Source organism: Sneathiella aquimaris, assembly GCF_026409565.1.
Classification (GTDB): domain Bacteria; phylum Pseudomonadota; class Alphaproteobacteria; order Sneathiellales; family Sneathiellaceae; genus Sneathiella; species Sneathiella aquimaris.
Map to the genome: position 1 here is coordinate 2,644,922 of NZ_CP112881.1, position 21,398 is coordinate 2,666,319.

The following is a 21,398-nucleotide window of genomic DNA, read 5'->3' on the forward strand; positions in this document are numbered from 1 at the left end:
AAACAACAATTTAAGTTGCTGGAAAATCAGAGTTGAAGTAGCGTTTTTGTATGAGTGACCTTGACCACACCTTCATTGACCGACATCCGTTGGATGGGGCCGCAGAAGCCGAATATAAAATCGGTTTCTGCCTGCTGCCTGAATTTTCATCGATCGCCTTTATTTCGGCAATCGAGCCCTTGCGGTTGGCCAATCGGGTGCTGGGCCGCAAAGTCTATGATTGGACCTGCTATTCAGAAGATGGCGAACCCGTTGTCAGCAGTGCAGGCTTGTCCTTTCCTGTCGCCGGCAACCTTGCCGAGATGCCTCACCAGAATATCCTTTTTGTTTGTGGTGGCTTGAACATTAAAACCTATACCTCAACGGGCGTCGTTGCATCGTTACGCAAAGCTGCGTCTCGCGGCACCGCCATCGGGGCCATCTGCACCGCAACCTATATATTGGCCAAAGCTGGCATGCTGTCGGGCTACCGCAGCACAATCCATTGGGAGAACACGTCCGGTATCCGCGAAGAATTCCCTAATCTGGATATAACGACCGAGTTATTCGAAATTGATCGAAACCGATATACTTGTGCGGGCGGAACAGCGTCTCTGGATATGATGCTAAGCCTCGTATCCGTACATACCAGCCATGAAACCGCCCTCGCAATTGCAGAGCAATTAATTCATCACAGAATTCGGGACGGCCATGAACGCCAGCGTATGGAATTGAGGGCCCGCTTAGGAATTTCTCACCCCAAATTGCTGGCAGCTATTTCCTGTATGGAAGAAAATCTGGAAGAACCACTAAGCTGTAGCGATCTGGCGTCAAATGTTAACCTTTCAACGCGACAGCTAGAGAGATTATTTCAAAAATATCTGCACCGGTCGCCAACCCGATATTATCTCGGGCTTCGTCTGGATCGGGCTCGGTATCTCCTCACCCAAACCAGCTTACCAATCATTGAAGTCGCACTTGCCTGCGGCTTTGTCTCGGCCTCACATTTTTCCAAATGCCACCGGGAACATTTTGGCCATACCCCAAGCGAAGAACGTAAATTACCGCATTAATCGCTTGCTGTTCTTCGCCGTCTGGTCCGTCGCCTGTTTTTATCAGCGCCATTCGATGGCTCTGTCTTTTCCGGCAGGCTGACGACTTTAGCCAGGTTGGTATAAGGTTCAGATTTGTGCGGCAAGGCCATCGCATCTACAAAATATTTCTGGAAATCAGGTTCTACCGCTGTTTCAACTTTTTCCACCTTGCTGATCAGTTCTTCTGCTTGAGAACGGGCCTGTTTATTCAACAGCGCGATACGGGCCCCAATGCCAGCCGCATTGCCAATTGCCGACACTTCCGCGAGATCACAATCGGGGACCATCCCCAATATCATTGCATACTTCGTATCGATATGACTACCAAAGGCACCGGTCAGTAAAACACGTTCCACCTCACTGACACCAAAACGGTCCATTAACAATTTGGCCCCGGCAAATAATGCGGCCTTAGCCAATTGAATGGCCCGCACATCCGTTTGATAAACTCTGATCGGATTGATCGGATCTTCGCGTAAAACATAGGCAAATGTACGCCCTTCCGCAATAATCCACTGAGACTGATCAACCAGATCTCCTTTAATCACACCATCTTCCGAAAGAATGCCAGCGAGGAACATTTCAGCCAATGCTTCAATGATACCGGATCCACAAATCCCTGTAACACCAAATCCATCGATAGCGTCTTCAAAACCCTCTTCGTTTGACCAAAGATCGCAACCGATGACTTTATACCGGGCCTGTTTTGTAACCAGGTCAATTCGGACCCTTTCTATCGCCCCCGCCGCAGCCCTCTGCCCACAGGCGATCTGCGCGCCTTCAAATGCCGGACCTGTCGGTGAGGATGCAGCGAGCAGGCGACTGTTATTTCCCAAAACCAGCTCTGCATTTGTTCCGATATCAACGATCAGAGTTACCTTTTCCTGCAGATGAGGGGCTTCTGACAGGATAACCGCTGTTGTATCCGCGCCGACATGCCCTGCAATACAGGGTAGGAAATAAACCCGACCATCCGGATTGCTGCACAGATCTATTTCTGTTGCCCACAAGATCATCCCGGAATTTGAAGCCAGTGCAAAAGGAGCCCCGCCCAGCTCTGTTGGGTCAATTCCCAACAAAAGATGATGCATAATCGGATTTCCCACGAACACTGCGCTCAAGACATTCATGGGGTCAATTTTTGTGTCTTCACAAAGTTCGGTCAGTAATTGATTAATGCCCGTTCGTATGGCGGATGTCAGAACTTTCTCGCCGCCTTCGTTCATCATGACATAAGAAACCCGGCTCATCAGGTCTTCGCCATACCGAATTTGCGGGTTCATCATCCCGTTAGATCCCATCACCTGCCCGGTCGACAGATTACAAAGATGCATGGCAATTGTAGTTGACCCCACATCCACCGCAATACCATATGCATCACTGTGAAAACCTGGCCAAAGAGCCATAATCCGTGTATCCCGATGAACGGCGACGGTAACCGCCCACTCCCCTTTTCGGAGTTCTTTCTGAAGCTTTTGAAGAATTCTGAGATCGCATTCCAGATCCCTCAGGCCCCATTGTTGTTCCAGTGCAAGAGCCAGACGTTCAAAATCCCCGGTCGGATTATGCATGTCAGGCTCCTGAACAGTCACATAATGCAACCGAACGGCAGGATCAATTTCAATGACCCGGTCTTCTGCCGCCTTTACAATGATCTGTTTATGCACCTGGCTGGACTGGGGCACATCAATGACTGTGTCCCCTTGCAACGTGACATGGCAACTCAGGCGCCGCCCGTCGCGAAGGCCTCTTCTTTCATCATATTTTTTTTCGTTTGCGGCAAGCGAACTGAGTGAATTCGAGGATGATTTCACACCAAACTTTGGAAAATCCCCGACGACAGGTTCAATTTGACAGCGGCCACAAATCCCTCTGCCACCACAAACACTATCGATATCGACCCCCAGATCCCGGGCTGCTTTAAGCAAGGATGTGCCCTTTGGAAACCGACCCCGAATACCAGAGGGGGTAAAAACGACAAGATAATCTTCTGGATTGGTGTTAATAATATCAGGCATTCCGCCGCCGCCTCCGTCCTCCGCGACGGCCTGCTCCTTCTTCTCCTTCCGCCGCGGGTTCCCGATATTTCTTAATCCACTGAGCACAGTTAGGGTCAACCCCCATAACCGCATTTGCGCCCATGACGGCAGCCATTTCAGGTTCATGCAATGGATTTGTAATCGCGGATGTCATCCCGGCACCAATGGCCATGGACAGAAACGATGCGTTCAAACCATGCCGGTTTGGAAGCCCGAAGCTGAAATTTGAAGCCCCGCATGTTGTGTTGACTTTCAGCTCTTCGCGCAATCGGCGGATAAGCCTTAGAACCTGTTTGCCCGCATCATTGATTGCCCCAACCGGCATCACAAGGGGATCGACCACAACATCGGCCGGTGAAATACCATAGTCCTGCGCCCGCTGAACGATTTTCTTTGCCACCTCAAACCGCACATCCGGATCTTCCGAAATGCCGGTTTCATCATTTGAAATGGCAACGACGGCTGCACCGTATTTTTTTACCAAGGGCAGAACCGTCTCAAGACGCTCTTCTTCGCCAGTGACCGAATTTACTAGAGCCTTGCCTTGATATACCCCCAGACCAGACTCCAGTGCGGCAACAATGGACGAGTCAATTGATAGCGGAACATCTGTTAGAGATTGCACCAATTGCACGACTTCAGCCAGCATACGCGGCTCATCCGCCAATGGAATACCCGCATTCACGTCCAGCATTTGCGCCCCAGCCGCTACCTGCGCCAAAGTATCCGCTTCCACTCGGCTATAGTCACCAGCCATCATTTCAGCAGACAACAATTTTCGTCCCGTGGGATTTATTCTTTCCCCAATTATAACAAAAGGTCGGTCAAATCCTATTACGACCTCTTTGGTGGCGGAAGAAAGAACTGTATCTGTCATTTTCGAAACCCTTCGAACGGGAGTTGGTTATATTCTTACTAGACGATCAAATTACCCCAAGAACTAGCCTTCAAACGACATGCTCTTCATCAGAAGCGGCAGCAACAGCCTCAGAGGGGTTAATTGTCTCTCCCAAATTCTCTTTCGTATTGTCCGTGGCTTCGACGACAGCCTCAAAGCCCGGATTGGCTTCTCGGGTCCAAGGTTTCCGCCCCTTCAGAACACCAGACTCATGAACAATTTCTGCAACCAGCTCTTCTTGCCGATATGCCATCACATGAGCCCCCGAAACACCTTGCATTTCCCGGACCTGCTGGAGCATTTCAATACAGATTTTCTTTCCTTCAAGCTTTTGATCATCAGCCCCTTCCATCCGTTCGATAATACTATCCGGAATATGGATTCCAGGAACGTTACTCCTGATCCAGCGCGCAGCCCGGGCAGAAGCAAGCGGTCCCACACCAATCAGAATAAAACATTTTTTGTCCAGCTCCCTGTCCCGAACATCCTGCATATAGCGCTCCAACATTGGTATATCGAAGCAATATTGGCTTTGAACGAATTGTGCGCCCGCCTCGATTTTTTTTGCCAAACGAAGGGGTCTAAAATCATAGGGAGGGGCAAACGGGTTGATCGCCGCCCCTAAAAACACCTGTGGCGGAGAGGTTATCGGTCGGCCAGAAAGAAAGCGGCCGTCATCGCGCATTTGACGAATAGTTTGCAACAGGGACATACAGTCCAGATCGAACACCGGTTTGGCACCCGGTTGGTCCCCGGCCTGTACGCCATCCCCGGTCAGACACAGGATATTATTCACACCCATCGCAGCAGCCCCCAAGACATTCCCCTGAATGGCAATTCGATTATGATCCCGGCAGGAAATCTGCATGATGGGGGAATAGCCCACGCGCGTTAAAAGCGCACAAATGCTGACAGACGACATATGACAATTTGCTCCAGACCCATCCGTCGCATTGATCCCGTCTATCCAACCGTCAAAAATGGCGCCGCGCTCGAAGACTTCATTAGGGTCAGCACTATCCGGCGGGTTCAGTTCAGCAGTGATAGCGAACTCCCCTGCCCTTAGGACCCTCTCCAGACGTCCTCTCGAAGTATGACCCGGCAAGGGTGGTAACTGCTTTTCGTTCTCATCAAGCGTCAGAAAGCCCATTTGCCTGCCTTTCTTTTTCCTTGGCCGCTTCTGATGTGACCCGCAGCCAGGATGACGTCTCCCTCAGCGAATGATCAACTGGCTTTTGAACGTTCAAAATGGTGTTTCCCGCCCGCATATTCTGGCTCCCCTTCCAGGCCTGAACCCATACGCAGGGCATGTCTGGTTCCACCTCACAATTCCCGTTCGCCCGCACACCTCCGCAAGGTCCATTTCTTAGGCTCTTCGGGCAATTCATAGGGCAAGACATACCGGTTTCACTCAACACACATTGTCCGCACATCCGACAATCAAACAAAAAGCCCTTCACAAGCTTTTCAGCCGATTTTACCGGTTTTTCAACCCGTTTATATCCTAGTAACTGCCAGACGGGATGAAGTTTTAAAAACACGTGGGCAAGCGCTTTGTAGAGGCTCTCTAACATCTTGGAGTGACGAACAGACCATAAACGCACTGTATAGAATGAACTGGATCGCGTAACCGGACTTCGCCGGGCGGGTTGATAAGCAGCTTTCGGCATTAAGCCTCCTTCCAACCGTTGTTTTTTACCAACGCACTCAATTCTGTTTCACCAATGCTGGCTTCCAACTCAGCGGCCTTTGCATCCGCCAAAGTCTGCAAGTCACCATCATAGTTCCCTAAAAGCACCCGGCGCCAGTCTTGCAGATAAGCGTCACTTTCATGTGCACCAGAACGCATCGCTGCCTGATCAATGGCCTCCTGAAACCGCTGTTCCAATAAAAGCTTGGCGGACCGCCGACCCTTTTGAACGGAAACTTGTGACGGGATATCACGCCAATAAATTATGTTAATCTGCATTCACCTGTTCCCTTATGACTGTCTCGTCGAAAAACATCTCTAGCCCCAATAATCCTGTTCGATGATTTACGAATTCCAACTCCAGTCTAGCAGCCGCCTCCTTCGCCTGTTCGACAAGCACCGGCGTCGGATTTTGAGCCAAATAGACAAGGTTTTTGTAGTTTCCGAAATAGAGTGGCCGTAATTCCGGATGCCGGTCCATTCCGAGACCCTTCCAAATCAGGCGATCAAAATGACGGACTAGAAAGTCGGTCAAATAGAACGTTCCCGGCTCCGTGTCTGACATTTTTTCAAACGTCTCACTTCCGGCATAAAATTCATAGCAATGGGCCCCGGCAATACGCTCAGCCCCCTCTTCCTCCAGAACCTCATCAATGCCACCGGCGGTCCCACAATCTCCGTATAGAACCAATATTTTTGAGTATTCTGCCTGATTGGCTCGTATTTTCCGGCGGAGCAATGCCGGTATTTTATGCGGTGTATTATGTAAATGAGCCGGTAAGCAGGTCAGCTTGATATGCCTCAGGCCGTCCTGCTCCAATACCTGTTTCGCTTCCGCTGCGAGAGCCCCGCAAGCGATGAGCAATGTTGGCGGTGTCGCAAAACCATTGCCCTTTGTTGTCATCAGGCGGCCCTGCGTTCGAGCATCTTCTGCTTGGCAAGCTCGACGGTCATGGCGGCATCCCGACCGTAGGCATCCGCGCCCACATTATCCGCGAATTCTTCGTTCAAAGGCGCACCGCCAACCATAACAATATAGTCATCCCGGATACCCTTCTCGACCATGGCGTCAATCACGACCTTCATATACGGCATGGTTGTCGTCAGCAAAGCGGACATGCCGATAATGTCCGGTTTGTGTTCTTCCAACGCCTCAAGATAATTTTCAACAGGGTTATTAATACCAATATCAATGACTTCAAACCCGGCCCCTTCCATCATCATGATGACCAGATTTTTGCCGATATCGTGAATATCACCTTTGACAGTGCCGATGACCATTTTACCTGCTTTTGGGGCTCCCGTTTCTGCAAGAAGAGGCTTCAGGATTTCCATGCCCGCTTTCATCGAATTTGCAGAAAGCAGAACTTCCGGAACGAATAATATGCCGTCCCTGAAATCCACGCCCACAATTCGCATTCCTTCGACCAGTGCATCGGTGAGAACCTGATAGGGCGCCCAGCCCCGATCAAGCAAAATTCTGGTCCCTTCAACAATCTCGTCAGCCAAACCGTCATATAGATCGTCGTGCATTTGCTCGACCAGCTCTTGATCATTCAGGCTACTCAGATCAATTTCATCTTCGTCCATATACTTTCTCCCAAACCACCGTGATCAACTACGCAAACTAATATTTTCGGGATCATAAGCAGATTCTTCGATCACCGTTGCTTCATATTTTTCTCCCAGAATATCAATTAGCAGGCTGCTTCCGATCTGGGTCGTTCCAGTTTTCACATAGCCCTGCGCTAAAGACTTCCCTGTCCAATGCCCGAAGGCACCGGCTGTCGCGCGGCCAACAATATTTCCGTCACGGTCAAAAAGAGGTTCATTTCCAATGGCGTCCGCATCCTTGATGCCATGTATTTCAAGCGCAACAAACTGTTGAGGAACACCGTTTTCTTTCTGCAAAATCAACGCCTCCCGACCGATAAAGTCGCCTTTGTCCAAATGCACAAACCGATCGAGGCCAGCTTCAAAAACGGTGTATTCGCGGGTTAGATCCTGACCCCACATGCGGTAGTTTTTCTCCATGCGCAAACTATCCATTGCACGCATACCGCACATGCCAAGTCCAAATTCTTCGCCAGCCTTCACCAAGGCATCAAAAATATGGTTTTGATATTCAATCGGATGATGTAATTCCCATCCAAGGTCACCCACAAAATTAACGCGCATCGCTCTACACGGTGCCAGACCGACGGTAATATGCTGACCCGTTAGCCACTTGAACGCTTCGTTCGACAAATCTGCATCTGTCACTTTTGACAGAATATCTCTCGCCCTCGGACCCGCAAGAACAAGCACACCATGCTGGGTTGTTACATTATCCAGACGCACGGAACCGTCCTCGGGCAGGTTTTTCAACAGATAGTCGTAATCAAACCGCTCTGCCGCGCCGGAACTAACGGCATAATAGGCATTTGGGCCATCTTTCATGATCGTAAACTCTGACCGGATGCCGCCGCGTTTGTTGAGGGCATGAGCCAAATGAATACGGCCCGTCGCTTTTGGCAATTTCCGACAGACCAGGCGATCCAGATACGCTTCTGCGCCCGGTCCGGTTATTTGGAATTTTGAAAAACTTGTAATGTCGATCAATCCCGCATTTTTACGCGTATTGATCGCCTCATTCCCAACATGCTCAAAATAGTTGGATCGACGGAAGCTCCAGTCATCCACTTGTTCAACGCCTTCAGGAGCAAACCAATTGGGTCTTTCCCAGCCATAACGCTGACCGAAGACCGCGCCTTTTGCCGCCAAACGATCATGACAGGGGCTTTGTTTTAGCGGACGGCCCGCTGCCCTTTCTTCATCCGGATAATGGATAACAAAGACATGTTCGTAACATTCTTCGTTTTTAATCTTCGTATATGGTTTCGTTGCATAGGCACCAAATCGACGAGGATCCACATCCATCATGTCGATACCGGGTTCGCCCTCGGTAATCCATTCTGCTAACTGCCAACCAGATCCTCCGGCGGCCGTAACCCCAAAGCTATGGCCTTCGTTCATCCAGAAGTTTTTCAACCCCCAAGCCGGGCCAATCATGGGGCTCCCATCTGGTGTATAGGCAATCGGTCCGTTGACAATGTCTTTGATACCGGCGTCAGCAAAAGAAGGAACACGCTTAATAACGGCCTCTACATGAGGCAGTAACCGTTCCAGATCTCCCGGAAACAAATCCTGCCCGAACGTATCTGGAACACCATCAACAAAGCACGCCGGCGCGCCTTTTTCATAGGGTCCCAAAATATACCCCTGACGTTCTTCACGCAGGTAATAAGAAGCATCGCTTTCCCTGAGGACAGCCATTTCCGGCAATCCGGCTTTTTTTCGCTCAACCAGTTCAGGCACTTCATCAGTAACAATATATTGGTGTTCAACCGGGATCACAGGAATATCCAGCCCAACCATGGACAGGGTTTGGCGGGCATAGTTGCCGGTACAGCTGACAACATGCTCTGCCGTTATGTCACCTTTGTTGGTTCGGATCAGCCATTCACCATTTAACTGTTGTTCTATGGAAAGGACTTCTGTTTGCCGATAAATCGTGCCGCCATTCTGCCGCGCGCCCGCAGCCATAGCGTTGGTTACGTCAACCGGCGCAATATGACCATCATCCGGATGATAAAGCGCGCCAACCAACCCGTCTGTGTCCGCCAAAGGCCATAACTCTTTTACTTCTGAAGGCGTTATGATTTCAAACGGAACCCCAATCGTGTTCGCGGTCCCGCAATATTTAAGATACTCATCCATTCTCTCTTGGTTCGTTGCAAGCCGCAGATTTCCTGTAACATGGAAGCTGACATCCTGACCGGTCTCTGCCTCAAGCCGCTTGTACAGATCCACACTGTATTTATGGATCTTTCCAACCGCGTAACTCATATTAAAAAGAGGAAGCAAACCCGCCGCATGCCACGTCGAACCAGCGGTCAGCTCCGTTCTCTCCAACAGGACAACATCAGACCAGCCTTTTTTGGTCAGGTGGTACAAGGTACTCACGCCTACAACACCACCGCCAATTACCACTACGCGCGCATGCGATTTCATAATCCCACCTTCTGCCTGTCTAATTTATTTTTATCTAAACAGGTTGACCTCGGCGTAGGGAGGCCGCTAATCAAACCGCGACATTCGCTGTTCCTGAAACGCCATCTTTGTTCTTCAGTCCTGATCCAGAAAATTCGACTATTCCAGAACCGCCAATCCGGGGCGCAAATAAGACGGCCCTGCGCTAGTCGCTAAAAATTGTTCTGATTAAATGAAAGAATGCAGGAGAAGGTCTTTAAAACAATGTGAGGCACCCATGACGGAAACCACGACAAGAGGCAGCAGACGCGGCAGGAGCGCACGACGGGAGGCGCGGCAAAACCGGTCGGCTCATTCCATTCCCTATATCACCCGGAATATACCGGTCTCCAATTTAATGTCGGACGAGGCAATGGAAATCATCGAGGCCAATGCCGATACAATTCTGGAAGAGATCGGCATCAATTTCGTCGATGACCCGGAAAGTATTCAACTTTGGAAAGACGCAGGCGCTGACATTGACGGCGAGCGCGTTCGGTTTCCAAAAGGCCTTTGCCGCAATCTCATAAAAACAGCCCCTTCAGAATTTACTCAATTTGCCCGAAACTCTGCTCGCAACGTCCAAATTGGCGGCAAAAACATTGTCCTTGCGCCAGTCTATGGCCCACCCTTTGTGCATTGCCTGGATAAGGGCCGGCGTTATGGCACATTGGAAGATTTCCAGAATTTTGTGAAACTGGCTTATATGGCACCTGCCATGCACCATTCGGGCGGCACCGTCTGCGAACCTGTAGACTTGCCCGTCAATAAGCGTCATTTCGATATGGTTTACAGTCATGTCAAATATTCAGACAAACCGTTTATGGGCTCTGTAACCGCCCCGGAGCGGGCGCAAGACAGCGTCGATATGGCCTCTTTGGTCTTTGGCGAAGAATTTGTCCAGAATAACTGCGTAATGTTAAATTTGATCAATGCAAACTCGCCTCTCACCTATGATGCGACAATGCTGGGAGCGCTTAAGGTATATGCGGCCAACAATCAGGCCGCGGTGGTCTCTCCGTTCATTCTTTCGGGCGCCATGAGCCCGGTGAGCCCCGCGGGCACACTGGCACAACTTCTGGCTGAAGCCATGGCAGGCATTGCCATGACCCAATTGATAAAACCGGGAACGCCAGTTGTTTTTGGCACTTTCGTTAGTTCAATTTCCATGCAATCTGGTGCGCCAACGTTTGGAACCCCTGAATCACTTCTCGTTTTGAGCGGGGCGGCCCAGCTTGCCCGCAGGCTCAATGTTCCGTTCCGGTCGGGTGGTGCGTTTACAGCATCAAAGCTTCCGGATGCACAAGCGGCCAATGAAGCAAGCCAAACGTTGCTAATGACGGTTATGTCCGGGGTCAACTTTGCCCTTCACTCAGCTGGCTGGCTGGAAGGCGGCCTTTGCTCTTCCTATGAAAAATTTGTGATGGATATGGACCAGTGCGCGATGATGGAAGTCTTGGCACGCGGTATTGCAACCGATGAAAACGGGCAAGCGATGGATGCTGTGCGTGAAGTTGGGCCCGGCGGACACTATCTTGGATGTGATCATACCCAACGCAATTTTGAGCAGGCATTTTATCGTTCAAAACTTGCCGACAACAACTCCGTAGAACAATGGGAGGCTGACGGGTCGCTGGATATGGCAATGCGGGCTAATCAGCTTTGGAAGAAAATGCTGGCAGAGTATGAAGCCCCTGCCCTGGATCCAGCTATCGATGAAGCCCTTATAGAGTTCATACAAAAACGCAAAAGCAGTTTCCCTGATTCAAACGTCTAAGCTGCATCCAAATCTTCACGTTGATTGCTGGACGATTTCTCCGGTAGGGTAACAAATATTGTTGTTCCCCTACCGAGTTCACTTTCGATAGAAATTGACCCTTTATGCATTTCAATCAATGCTTTCGAAATGGACAGCCCCAATCCGGTTCCTTCTGTTGTTTTATTCATTGTGTTCTCAACCTGATTGAAGGCAATAAAGACATCATCAATTTTGTCTTTGGGAATGCCAACGCCATTATCTTCAAATGACAAAAATACCTGACCATCCTTCCTCTGAATTCGGACGCAGATTTTGCATTTTTCGTGCGAAAATTTTACGGCATTTGTAAGAATATTGATCAACACCTGTCGGAAGCATTTTGGATCTACAAAAACACTCTTTACGTCGTCAGCATTGTCAAACTCAATGTCAATATTGCGGTCTTTAAAGCGCCCTTTGAGCATGCGGATCGCTGCCGAAAATTCATTTTTGATATCCACATCTTCGGGGAAAATTTCAAAACGCCCAGCCTCTGTCTTCGCAACATCCAGAATTTCATTAATCAGACTCAAAAGATGTCGGGCACTCATATTGATATCACTGACATAATCTTCATATCGTTCAGAGCCTAAATCACCATAAATTTTCTGAAGCATCAAATCCGAAAAACCGATCACAGCATTTAAGGGGGTCCTGAGTTCATGGCTCATATTCGCCAAAAACTCTGATTTGGCCAGGTTTGCCGCTTCAGCTTTGTTTTTTGCGACCCTAAGCTCCCGTTCAACCATGGCCCTTTCCTGAGCTTCCATCAGGAGATTAACAATATTGACGATAGACTGCATGAAGCGGATTTCACTCTCTGACCACTGGTAATCGATATCCCACTTAGCGAAATGAACAACCCCTATCAGTTTTCCTCGTATAACAATCGGCTGCGCGAGTACAGAGGCGACTTCTCCCGGTGCCATCAACAGGTTTGCCAGATTTCTGACAAGCTTGTTTTGGTTAACGTTTGAAATAACAATTTTTTCTTTCATTGAGAGAAGTTGATAAAGCTCAGGATAGTCAGAAATGTTAAGGGCAAGATTATCAAGAAACTTATTCTGTGAGGTATCATGACGGCAAAGTGACTCCAGTCGCCCCTCTTTCTGGTCCATTTTCCAAATCCCGATGCGGTCTACTTCTAATGTTTCAGCCACATTTTCAGCCAGTTTTTTGACGGCTTCCACAATCGAATTATCCTGACCAGAATCTCCCTTTACAAGGTCCGAGATCGCCTCTTCATAGTCTTTGTTCTTTCGGGCCTGCTCGCGGTTCTCCTGCAACTTGAAGTCAAGGTAATCCAGCAACTTGATTGACCGAAATACTATAAAGCACAGCAAGATCAGGGAGACGATGATGGCTAACGCAATACTCTTCAAAGAAAGCGCAAAGAGCTCTTCTCCCTGCAACTCCGGACGCCATGAAATCCACAGCCCCCCATGTTTTTCCGGCGTTTCCAGTTTGACCACAGCCAATTCTTTTTCGCCAACGGGCTCTTCTCTGGATATCTTTAAATCGGAAAAAGAAAACCTTTTGCTTAATGATTTCAAAAAAGCGACATCGAGCTTTTTTACCAGAACAAGATAATGCGGTTTCTGCAGGATTTCTTTTGCATCGGCTTCTTTTAATGAAGAATAATCTGGACGTATCTGAGCGACTGCTATTCGGTGTAAAACCCCGTCATCATCAAAAAGATAAGATGCCTTTCCTTGTCCATTATCTAAGAGCGCCGCGTCCTGATTAGCCTGAATAAATTTCTCGATCAGCGGGAAAATATCCAGCAAGTCAGTTGACGTCCGTTCGCCATCCTCGGCAGCATAGACTGTATCAAGGCGCTGATTAACAACAAAGCTACCACTTATTTTAAAGGTTTCATGAAGGTAAGGACCGATATTACCATCCGCCCAGTCCCAATCAGGGTCGACGACAGTATTGATAAGCGAGGCGTCCCAATACGCATAGTCAAGAGCCAGAGCTCGAAGAGACTCATCATCATCCTCGAAAAGCGAGACCAGTAGTTTTTCGGATGCCAAGACCGCTTTTTTATCGACAATTTTAGTTGATTGCCAGATTCCAAGAAAAACCAGCCCAAATGTCCCAATTACAAAAAGTAATACGGGAAGTATTAAGTTTGCTATCTTGCGTCTGGTGACGGACTGTTCTTGCAACAGTTGATTATCAGTCATTAAACAATAGCCCTTACAGTGACTATACAATCACGACTTAAACGTACGAACTGTATTTTATTATAAATACAAACACCTAAATAGAATAGTCTCAATATTAAGATTTGTTAATAAAAAGACTTTTTATCGATGTTACAACTGACTTGGATTTCCTCAATTTCGATCTGGAATAAACGTCCCGGCAAATTCAAAACGACTGGACGGATGGTACAGGTTTACAACTGTGATCACCCCCATCGAACAATAAGTCCTTCGTTGTAAGACGAGAACCGGTTCATGTTCCGATAATTCCAATCTGCTGCGCTGGTTCTTGGTCGCGATGGCTGCACTGATTTTATGTTCTGCATGGGTGTAGGCAATATTGGACAGAAGGTATCCACCAGTTGTCTCTCGCGAAAAATCCTGATTGAGAAAATCCGGAACCAACGTTTTATTCACATATCTGTCCTCCAACTGAACAGGTGTCCCGTTTTCCAAATGCAAACATACAGAATGATAGCTTTCTGAAGAAACCGGGCACCCCATCAATGTTGCCATTTCCTCTTGCAACGAAACTTCTTCCAGGACCAGAACCTTACAGGAATGTTCGTTTCCTCGGTTGACGATATCCTCTGCAATATTTCGAATTTCCAGTAATCCGGTCTCTAAACGGGCCGGCGAAACAAACGTCCCGGACCCTTGACGTCTAACCAGAATATTTTCCTGCGTCAGTTCCCTCAACGCCCTGTTGACAGTCATGCGGGAGGCATTCAACTCTTTGACCAGGCGATGCTCTGTCGGAATTTTATCGCCCGGTTTCCATTGCCCACTATCAATGCGACTGACAATCAGCCGTTTGATCTGTTTATACAATGGTTCCGATGGATCAGCGTCCGGACTAAAATTAAGTGCATTTGATGTCATCTGGCTTACTCTTAGAGTTTTTCAGAAAGGTCAGTCATAACCCTTTGAAAGCGTTCTTTGATACTGTCTTCCTGTATATGATGTCCGGCGTTTACAACTTGCTTCCCACGCACAAACACCTCTTTCACAACCTCATTATTGCCAGCGAATATCCAGCCATCCAAGATCTGTGAGGGCTTTTTGCCCAGTAAAGAAGGGTGATCGTCTTTCAGAATGACAAAATCAGCGGCCGCGCCAATTTGCAAGCCTGCCTTTTGCCCCGGATTCAGGACTTTACGCCCCCCAGTACAGGCAGCATCGTAGAGATAATCCCCATTAGACCGGCCAGGTTCCGCAATCAGCGTTCTTTTTTGATGCAAAAGACGCTGGCCATATTCCAGTGTCCTTAACTCTTCCGCACTTGAAATATTGATATTACTGTCTGAACCAACGCCCCAGCTTCCCTTTTCGTTCATAAACTGATTTACCGGGAACAACCCATCCCCCAGATTTGCCTCCGTTATTGGACACAGGCCAACAACGGCACCTGCAGTTGCAATGGTCTTTATTTCCGAGTCCGTCACATGGGTTGCATGTACCAGACACCATCGTTCATCCAGTTCGACTTGATTTGCCAGCCATTCTACAGGCCGCTGTGCTGACCAAGCGATACAATCATCGACTTCTTTCATCTGTTCAGCGATATGAATATGTATGGGCATATCCGCGGAGACAACATCTAGAACTGTTTTTATCTGTTCTTCTGATGTTGCCCTCAGTGAGTGGGGGGCAACACCAATACACACGCCCGCCTTTTCTTTGGACGCAGTGTTCAGCGCCTCAACCATTGCAAGATATTGATCAACATCATTGATAAATCTGCCCTGACCCGAATTAGGCGGCTGTGCCCCAAAACCGCTGTAGCTATACAAAACAGGTAGTAGCGTAAGCCCAATGCCTGTTTTTTCTGCTGCCGCCAAAACCCGATGGCTCATTTCCAGCCGATCCGAATAAGGGGCACCGCCGACCTGATGATGCAAATAGTGGAATTCGCCAACAGAAGTGAAGCCTGCTTTCAACATTTCCATGTAAAGCTGGTCGGCAATCGCTTGGAATTCATCTGGTCCTAGATGATGAAGAAAATCGTACATCACCCGCCGCCAACTCCAGAACGTATCATCTGATGGACCCGCAAGCTCGCCCAACCCGGCCATAGCCCGCTGAAATGCATGGGAATGCAGGTTCGGCATACCCGGCACCATATAGCCACGATGCTTGACCGCATCACCAGCAGGACTATTTGAAACTATATCATTTATTGTCCCGTCAGCCGAAATCGACAGCAAAACATTCTGCGCCCATTTCCCCTGAACGAAGGCAAAGTCAAAAAAATGCTTGATCATCTCGTCATTCCTATCATAATAATTTGTATATACAATTTTTAACGTTGCGAGGAAAGGGAAAATGCAAACACCCAAATGGACAACTCTGTTCACCAATGCCCGTCTTGCTACCATGACAACAAATGGTAATCCCTACGGCAGTATCGACGCCGATTGCCTTGCAATTTCTGACAATCGAATTGACTGGATTGGACTCAAATCCACCGTTCCCTTCAAGGATCTATCCGATGATTGTGAAGTGATTGATCTGGAAGGCCGCTGGATAACGCCGGGATTGGTGGATTGTCACACTCACCTGGTCTATGGCGGCAACCGGGCAGAAGAATTTGAAATGGCCCTGCAAGGTTTATCCTACGAAGAGATCGCTGCGCGAGGCGGCGGTATTGTCTCGACTGTCAACGCAACCCGCTCTGCAACAGAAGCTGAACTGCTGGCGGTCAGCCAACCAAGACTGGACGAGTCCCTCAAAGGTGGCGTGACAACCATCGAGATTAAATCAGGGTATGGTCTGGATACCGCCGATGAAATCAAGATGCTTGAAGTTGCAAAAAAACTGGAAGAAACAAATCCGGTTCGCGTCCGCAAAACCTTTCTGGGGGCCCATGCCTTACCAATAGAATTCAAAGACAACAGTGACGGCTACATGCAGAAGGTGTGTCAAGAAATGCTCCCGACCGCGCATAGCTTGGGACTGGTCGATGCAGTAGATGCATTTTGCGAAAAAATTGCCTTTTCCACAGAACAGGTCAGGCAACTATTCAAAAAAGCAGAAGCCCTCGGTCTTCCGATCAAGCTTCATGCTGAGCAGCTAAGCAATTTAAATGGGGCAGAACTGGCGGCTAACTTCCATGCCCTGTCAGCCGATCACCTTGAATATCTGGATGAAGCCGGGGTAAAGGCAATGGCCAAAAATGGGACCGTCGCTGTTCTGTTACCCGGTGCGTTCTATTTTCTTCGGGAAACAAAATTACCGCCCCTTGATTTGTTACGTAAGTATAATGTCCCGATTGCCATCGCAACCGATAGCAATCCAGGATCCTCACCGGTCACAAGCCCTCAGCTTGTAATGAACATGGCAGCCATTCTATTTCGGATGACGCCAGAGGAAGCGTTGGCAGGCTTTACGCGGAACGGAGCCCAGGCCCTTGGCTTGCAAAACCAGATCGGTACGCTCGAAGCAGGAAAATATGCAGACCTTGCGATCTGGTCGATTGTGCATCCTGCAGAACTGACTTATCGCATTGGAAGCACTCCCCTTTATCGCAGATATTTTTCAGGCCGTTTAGCTTAATGCTGACACTATTATTTTTGGAAATTTATAAATGACTATAAAGATTTTGACCGTTTCACCCGGCACTCTGACGCTTTCAGATCTCAGAACCCTTTACAACGAAACCTGCGCATTTTCTTTGGCGGATGGCTGGCAGGGCGATGTACTGAAAAGTGCGGCAACCGTCCAGAAAATCATTGATGAAGACCGGACGGTTTACGGCATCAATACTGGGTTCGGGCGATTGGCACAGGAGGTTATCCCTAGCGACCAACTGGAAAAATTGCAGACAAATCTGGTCATGTCTCATTCCACTGGTACTGGTCCATTGCTGGAAAACAACATTGTCAGACTGATTATTGCAACCAAGGCATGCAGCTTGGCGCGTGGCTTTTCAGGCGTCCGGCCGATCGTCATTGAAAGTCTTCTTGCCCTTCTGGAACACGAGATTTATCCGGCTATTCCAGCAAAAGGATCCGTTGGTGCATCCGGCGACTTAACCCCCCTTGCCCACATGACAGCGGCCTTGATGGGCGTGGGAATGGTTCGGCTGAACGGCGAGATCCTACCGGCGGCTGAGGCGTTAAAAAGTGAGGGCCTTGAACCATTAACGCTGGGACCTAAAGAAGGGCTGGCGTTACTCAATGGCACGCAAGTCTCTACCGCGCTCGCGCTGGCCGGTTTGTTTGAGGCCGAGAAACTCCTTGCCGCCGCCACGCTGGCGGGCAGTCTTTCATTGGATGCCGCCAAAGGAACAGATGCCCCGTTTGATGCGCGAATTCATGAAGTGCGCGGCCAACTCGGACAAATTGACATGGCCGCTGCCTACCGAAGCATAATCGAGGGAAGTGAGATCCGTAAATCGCACGAAGATTGCGAAAAGGTTCAGGATCCATACTGCTTGCGATGCCAGCCACAAGTCATGGGCGCCTGTCTGGATCAATTGCGCAATAACGGAGATATTCTGTTACGAGAGGCAAATTCCGTTTCAGATAACCCTTTGGTTTTCACAGATACCGATGACGTTATTTCCGGCGGAAACTTCCATGCAGAACCTGTGGCGTTGGCAGCTGATAACCTTGCCCTGGTCATTGCGGAAATCGGATCCATGTCTGAACGCCGCGTCGCGATGCTCATCGATACTTCGATCAGTGGCCTGCCCGCCTTTCTTGTTAAAAACCCGGGCGTCAATTCGGGGTTCATGATTGCCCATGTAACCGCAGCGGCATTAGCCAGTGAGAACAAACAGCAGTCGCATCCGGCCTCGGTGGATTCTATCCCAACATCGGCCAATCAGGAAGACCATGTCAGCATGGCAACCCATGGGGCGCGGAGACTACTGAGAATGGCGGATAACACAGCGGCCATTGTCGCTATCGAACTACTGGCCGCAGCACAGGGAATCGAGTTCCGTCATCCGTTAAAATCATCGTCGATACTGGAGACATTGTTCAACGTCATTCGTGAGAAAGTGCCAGCTTATGATGAAGACCGCTTTTTCGCACCTGACATAGACGCCATCAAGTCGCTGGTGAAAAGCGATGATCTGAGAAACCGGTTTAACGACCATATTCCGTCAATAGGTGTCTAAAAAACATGTCTGAAATTTTTACCCTAACAGTCGGCACGTCCCCTCTTATTTTAAGTCAGCCTCATCCAGGGACGAAATTGATGGATGGCCTGCAAGACCGGTTGACGGATGACGCCAGGAAGTTGCCCGACACGGACTGGCATATTCCGCAGTTGTATCAGGAAATCGCGTCGGATTTATCAGCAACGGTTCTCAGCGCCAGCTACTCGCGCTATGTGGTTGATCTCAATCGAGATCCAGAAGGTGCTTCTTTATATCCCGGACAAAGCGTAACAGGTCTTTGCCCGGTTGATTTGTTCGATGGATCACCACTTTATCTGGACCGGAAAGAGCCAGATGAACAGGAAGTTGAGCGCCGTCGCGACCAGTTTTGGCGTCCCTACCATGATGCGCTTCAGGAACAGATTAACAGGGTTCATCAGAAGTTTGGTTTTGCCCTTCTATATGATTGCCATTCCATTCGATCTGAAGTGCCCCGTTTCTTTGAAGGGACGTTACCGGACCTGAATCTAGGAACAGCCGATAATACCAGCGCATCAGCATCGCTCGTATCTCACTTGAAAGAAACCTTGGAAAACGGGTCTTTCAGCTATGTGCTTGATGGTCGCTTTAAAGGCGGCTACATCACCCGGCATTATGGAAATCCTGACCAGAATATTCACGCGGTTCAAATGGAAACCGCGCAATGCGCCTACATGGATGAGAGCTTTCCGTTCCAATTCGATCCACAGAAAGCTGCTCTTCTGAAACCACAACTAAAAACCCTACTGGAAGCCCTGCTGAACTGGGCCCAGAAAACATATAACCAAGCCTGAGGAAATTGAACATGACCAATCGAATTGATAATTCCCGCATTATCAAATCCCCTACGGGAACAGATTTGAATTGTAAAAGCTGGATGACAGAAGCCCCCCTTCGCATGCTCATGAACAATCTGGATCCGGAAGTTGCAGAACATCCGCATGAACTTGTTGTTTATGGCGGTATCGGCCGGGCCGCGCGTAATTGGGAAGCGTTTGATCAGATTACAAAAAGCCTCAAAGAACTGGAGGAAGACGAGACCCTTCTTGTGCAGTCAGGCAAGCCGGTTGGTGTTTTTAAAACCCATAGCAACGCACCGCGTGTCCTCATTGCCAATTCAAACATTGTTCCCCATTGGGCCACCTGGGAACATTTTAACGAGTTGGATAAAAAAGGCCTGATGATGTACGGCCAGATGACAGCAGGTTCGTGGATATATATTGGTAGTCAGGGCATCGTTCAGGGCACTTATGAAACCTTCGTAGAAGCGGGACGCCAACATTACGATGGTGATCTTTCAGGAAAGTGGATCCTGACCGCCGGTCTTGGTGGTATGGGCGGGGCTCAGCCTCTTGCTGCAACGATGGCCGGTGCGTCAATGCTGGCTGTTGAATGCCAGCCTAGCCGGATTGATTTCCGTATTCGTTCCGGATATCTCGACCGAAAAGCAGACACCCTTGAAGAGGCCATGCAAATCATTCACGAAGCCGCAGCTGAAGGAAAGGCCGTTTCCGTTGGCTTGCTCGGCAATGCTGCAGATGTTTTCCCGCAGATTTTTGAAAGCGGAGATCATCCGCATATTGTCACAGACCAAACCTCGGCGCATGATCCGATAAACGGCTACCTGCCGCGAAACTGGACCTTGGCCCAATGGGAAGAAAAGCGCGAACGTGCCCCTAAAGAAGTAGAACAGGCCGCGAGACAATCGATGGCCACACATGTAAAAGCAATGCTCGATTTTCACAAAGCAGGTGTTCCTACGGTCGACTACGGAAACAATATCCGGCAAATGGCCTTGGAAGAAGGTGTTGATAACGCTTTTGATTTCCCGGGGTTCGTGCCAGCCTATATCCGACCGTTATTCTGCCGCGGCATTGGTCCTTTCCGCTGGGCTGCATTGTCCGGCGATCCTGAAGATATTTACAAAACCGACGCCAAGGTGAAGGAGCTTATCCCGGATGACCCACATCTGCATAACTGGCTGGACATGGCAAAAGAGCGGATCCAGTTCCAGGGTCTACCGTCCCGTATTTGCTGGGTCGGGTTGGGTCAACGCCACCGCCTTGGACTGGCCTTTAACGAAATGGTGAGAACAGGCGAGTTGAAGGCCCCTATTGTTATTGGACGGGACCATCTTGATTCAGGATCGGTTGCCAGCCCGAACCGTGAAACAGAAGCCATGAAAGATGGCTCGGATACAGTATCTGACTGGCCATTGCTAAACGCGTTACTGAATACGGCAAGTGGCGCCACCTGGGTCAGCCTGCATCATGGCGGCGGCGTGGGAATGGGTTTCTCCCAGCATTCCGGCATGGTTATCGCCTGTGATGGCAGTGCCGACGCAGACGAGCGCATTGGGCGCGTCTTGTTCAATGACCCGGCAACAGGCGTGATGCGCCATGCAGACGCGGGATATGATATTGCGATTGAATGCGCAAAAGAAAATGGCCTCAACCTGCCGTCGCTAAAGTAA

At 49.2% G+C, this 21,398-nt stretch carries 17 protein-coding genes; 6 read left to right on the forward strand and 11 right to left on the reverse strand.

Features of this window, described 5'->3' with window-relative positions:
• The first annotated feature begins 50 nt into the window (after positions 1-50).
• Positions 51-1,052, forward strand: coding sequence for a GlxA family transcriptional regulator (locus tag OIR97_RS12405; RefSeq protein WP_169546023.1), 1,002 nt, complete (start codon positions 51-53; stop codon positions 1,050-1,052).
• Here the strand turns inward: OIR97_RS12405 and OIR97_RS12410 are convergent.
• From OIR97_RS12410 to OIR97_RS12445, 8 genes are all read right to left on the reverse strand, one after another.
• The gene (locus OIR97_RS12410) at positions 1,049-3,091 is read right to left on the reverse strand and encodes an ASKHA domain-containing protein (protein ID WP_169546024.1); all 2,043 of its coding nucleotides are present in this window, start codon (positions 3,089-3,091) and stop codon (positions 1,049-1,051) included. The two genes, OIR97_RS12405 and OIR97_RS12410, sit on opposite strands and share 4 nt — an antisense overlap.
• Positions 3,084-3,989, reverse strand: a complete 906-nt coding sequence (locus OIR97_RS12415) for a methyltetrahydrofolate cobalamin methyltransferase (protein WP_169546025.1) — start codon at positions 3,987-3,989, stop codon at positions 3,084-3,086. Before OIR97_RS12415 ends, OIR97_RS12410 begins: the two co-directional genes overlap by 8 nt.
• A gap of 70 nt (positions 3,990-4,059) precedes the next feature.
• Positions 4,060-5,160: a methylenetetrahydrofolate reductase gene (locus OIR97_RS12420; protein ID WP_169546026.1), complete on the reverse strand. Its 1,101-nt coding sequence runs from the start codon at positions 5,158-5,160 to the stop codon at positions 4,060-4,062.
• The gene (locus tag OIR97_RS12425) at positions 5,141-5,680 is read right to left on the reverse strand and encodes a methylenetetrahydrofolate reductase C-terminal domain-containing protein (RefSeq protein ID WP_169546027.1); all 540 of its coding nucleotides are present in this window, start codon (positions 5,678-5,680) and stop codon (positions 5,141-5,143) included. The genes OIR97_RS12420 and OIR97_RS12425 overlap by 20 nt, the downstream gene beginning before the upstream one ends.
• Positions 5,680-5,979: a virulence factor gene (locus OIR97_RS12430; protein WP_169546028.1), complete on the reverse strand. Its 300-nt coding sequence runs from the start codon at positions 5,977-5,979 to the stop codon at positions 5,680-5,682. Before OIR97_RS12430 ends, OIR97_RS12425 begins: the two co-directional genes overlap by 1 nt.
• Entirely contained in the window at positions 5,969-6,604 is a 636-nt protein-coding gene (locus OIR97_RS12435; protein WP_169546029.1) for a DUF1638 domain-containing protein, read from the reverse strand. Before OIR97_RS12435 ends, OIR97_RS12430 begins: the two co-directional genes overlap by 11 nt.
• Positions 6,604-7,290 (reverse strand): corrinoid protein, encoded by a 687-nt coding sequence (locus OIR97_RS12440; RefSeq protein WP_169546030.1) that lies wholly within the window; start codon positions 7,288-7,290, stop codon positions 6,604-6,606. The genes OIR97_RS12435 and OIR97_RS12440 overlap by 1 nt, the downstream gene beginning before the upstream one ends.
• A 24-nt stretch (positions 7,291-7,314) precedes the next feature.
• On the reverse strand, positions 7,315-9,753 hold the full coding sequence (locus OIR97_RS12445; protein ID WP_169546031.1) for a GcvT family protein: 2,439 nt from the start codon (positions 9,751-9,753) through the stop codon (positions 7,315-7,317).
• A 256-nt stretch (positions 9,754-10,009) separates the two neighbouring features.
• Between OIR97_RS12445 and OIR97_RS12450 the strand changes: the two genes are divergently transcribed.
• Positions 10,010-11,548 (forward strand): trimethylamine methyltransferase family protein, encoded by a 1,539-nt coding sequence (locus OIR97_RS12450; protein ID WP_169546032.1) that lies wholly within the window; start codon positions 10,010-10,012, stop codon positions 11,546-11,548.
• Here the strand turns inward: OIR97_RS12450 and OIR97_RS12455 are convergent.
• The 3 genes from OIR97_RS12455 to OIR97_RS12465 form a co-directional block, all read right to left on the reverse strand.
• Positions 11,545-13,758, reverse strand: a complete 2,214-nt coding sequence (locus OIR97_RS12455) for a sensor histidine kinase (protein WP_169546033.1) — start codon at positions 13,756-13,758, stop codon at positions 11,545-11,547. The two genes, OIR97_RS12450 and OIR97_RS12455, sit on opposite strands and share 4 nt — an antisense overlap.
• 153 nt (positions 13,759-13,911) lie before the next feature.
• Positions 13,912-14,661 (reverse strand): histidine utilization repressor, encoded by a 750-nt coding sequence (hutC, locus tag OIR97_RS12460; RefSeq protein WP_169546034.1) that lies wholly within the window; start codon positions 14,659-14,661, stop codon positions 13,912-13,914.
• Positions 14,662-14,672: 11 nt separating this feature from the next.
• Positions 14,673-16,043, reverse strand: coding sequence for a formimidoylglutamate deiminase (locus OIR97_RS12465; RefSeq protein WP_169546035.1), 1,371 nt, complete (start codon positions 16,041-16,043; stop codon positions 14,673-14,675).
• Between the two features lie 61 nt (positions 16,044-16,104).
• On the opposite strand from OIR97_RS12465, the gene hutI reads away from it, so the two are divergent.
• From hutI to hutU, 4 genes are read left to right on the forward strand one after another with little or no spacing between them, the layout of a single operon-like run.
• Positions 16,105-17,334 (forward strand): imidazolonepropionase, encoded by a 1,230-nt coding sequence (hutI, locus tag OIR97_RS12470; RefSeq protein ID WP_169546036.1) that lies wholly within the window; start codon positions 16,105-16,107, stop codon positions 17,332-17,334.
• A gap of 31 nt (positions 17,335-17,365) precedes the next feature.
• A complete protein-coding gene (gene hutH / locus OIR97_RS12475; RefSeq protein ID WP_169546037.1) occupies positions 17,366-18,904 on the forward strand; it encodes a histidine ammonia-lyase in 1,539 nt (512 codons plus the stop codon).
• A 5-nt stretch (positions 18,905-18,909) separates the two neighbouring features.
• Positions 18,910-19,719 (forward strand): N-formylglutamate deformylase, encoded by an 810-nt coding sequence (gene hutG / locus OIR97_RS12480; RefSeq protein WP_169546038.1) that lies wholly within the window; start codon positions 18,910-18,912, stop codon positions 19,717-19,719.
• Positions 19,720-19,730: 11 nt separating this feature from the next.
• The gene (gene hutU, locus OIR97_RS12485) at positions 19,731-21,398 is read left to right on the forward strand and encodes a urocanate hydratase (protein WP_181017956.1); all 1,668 of its coding nucleotides are present in this window, start codon (positions 19,731-19,733) and stop codon (positions 21,396-21,398) included.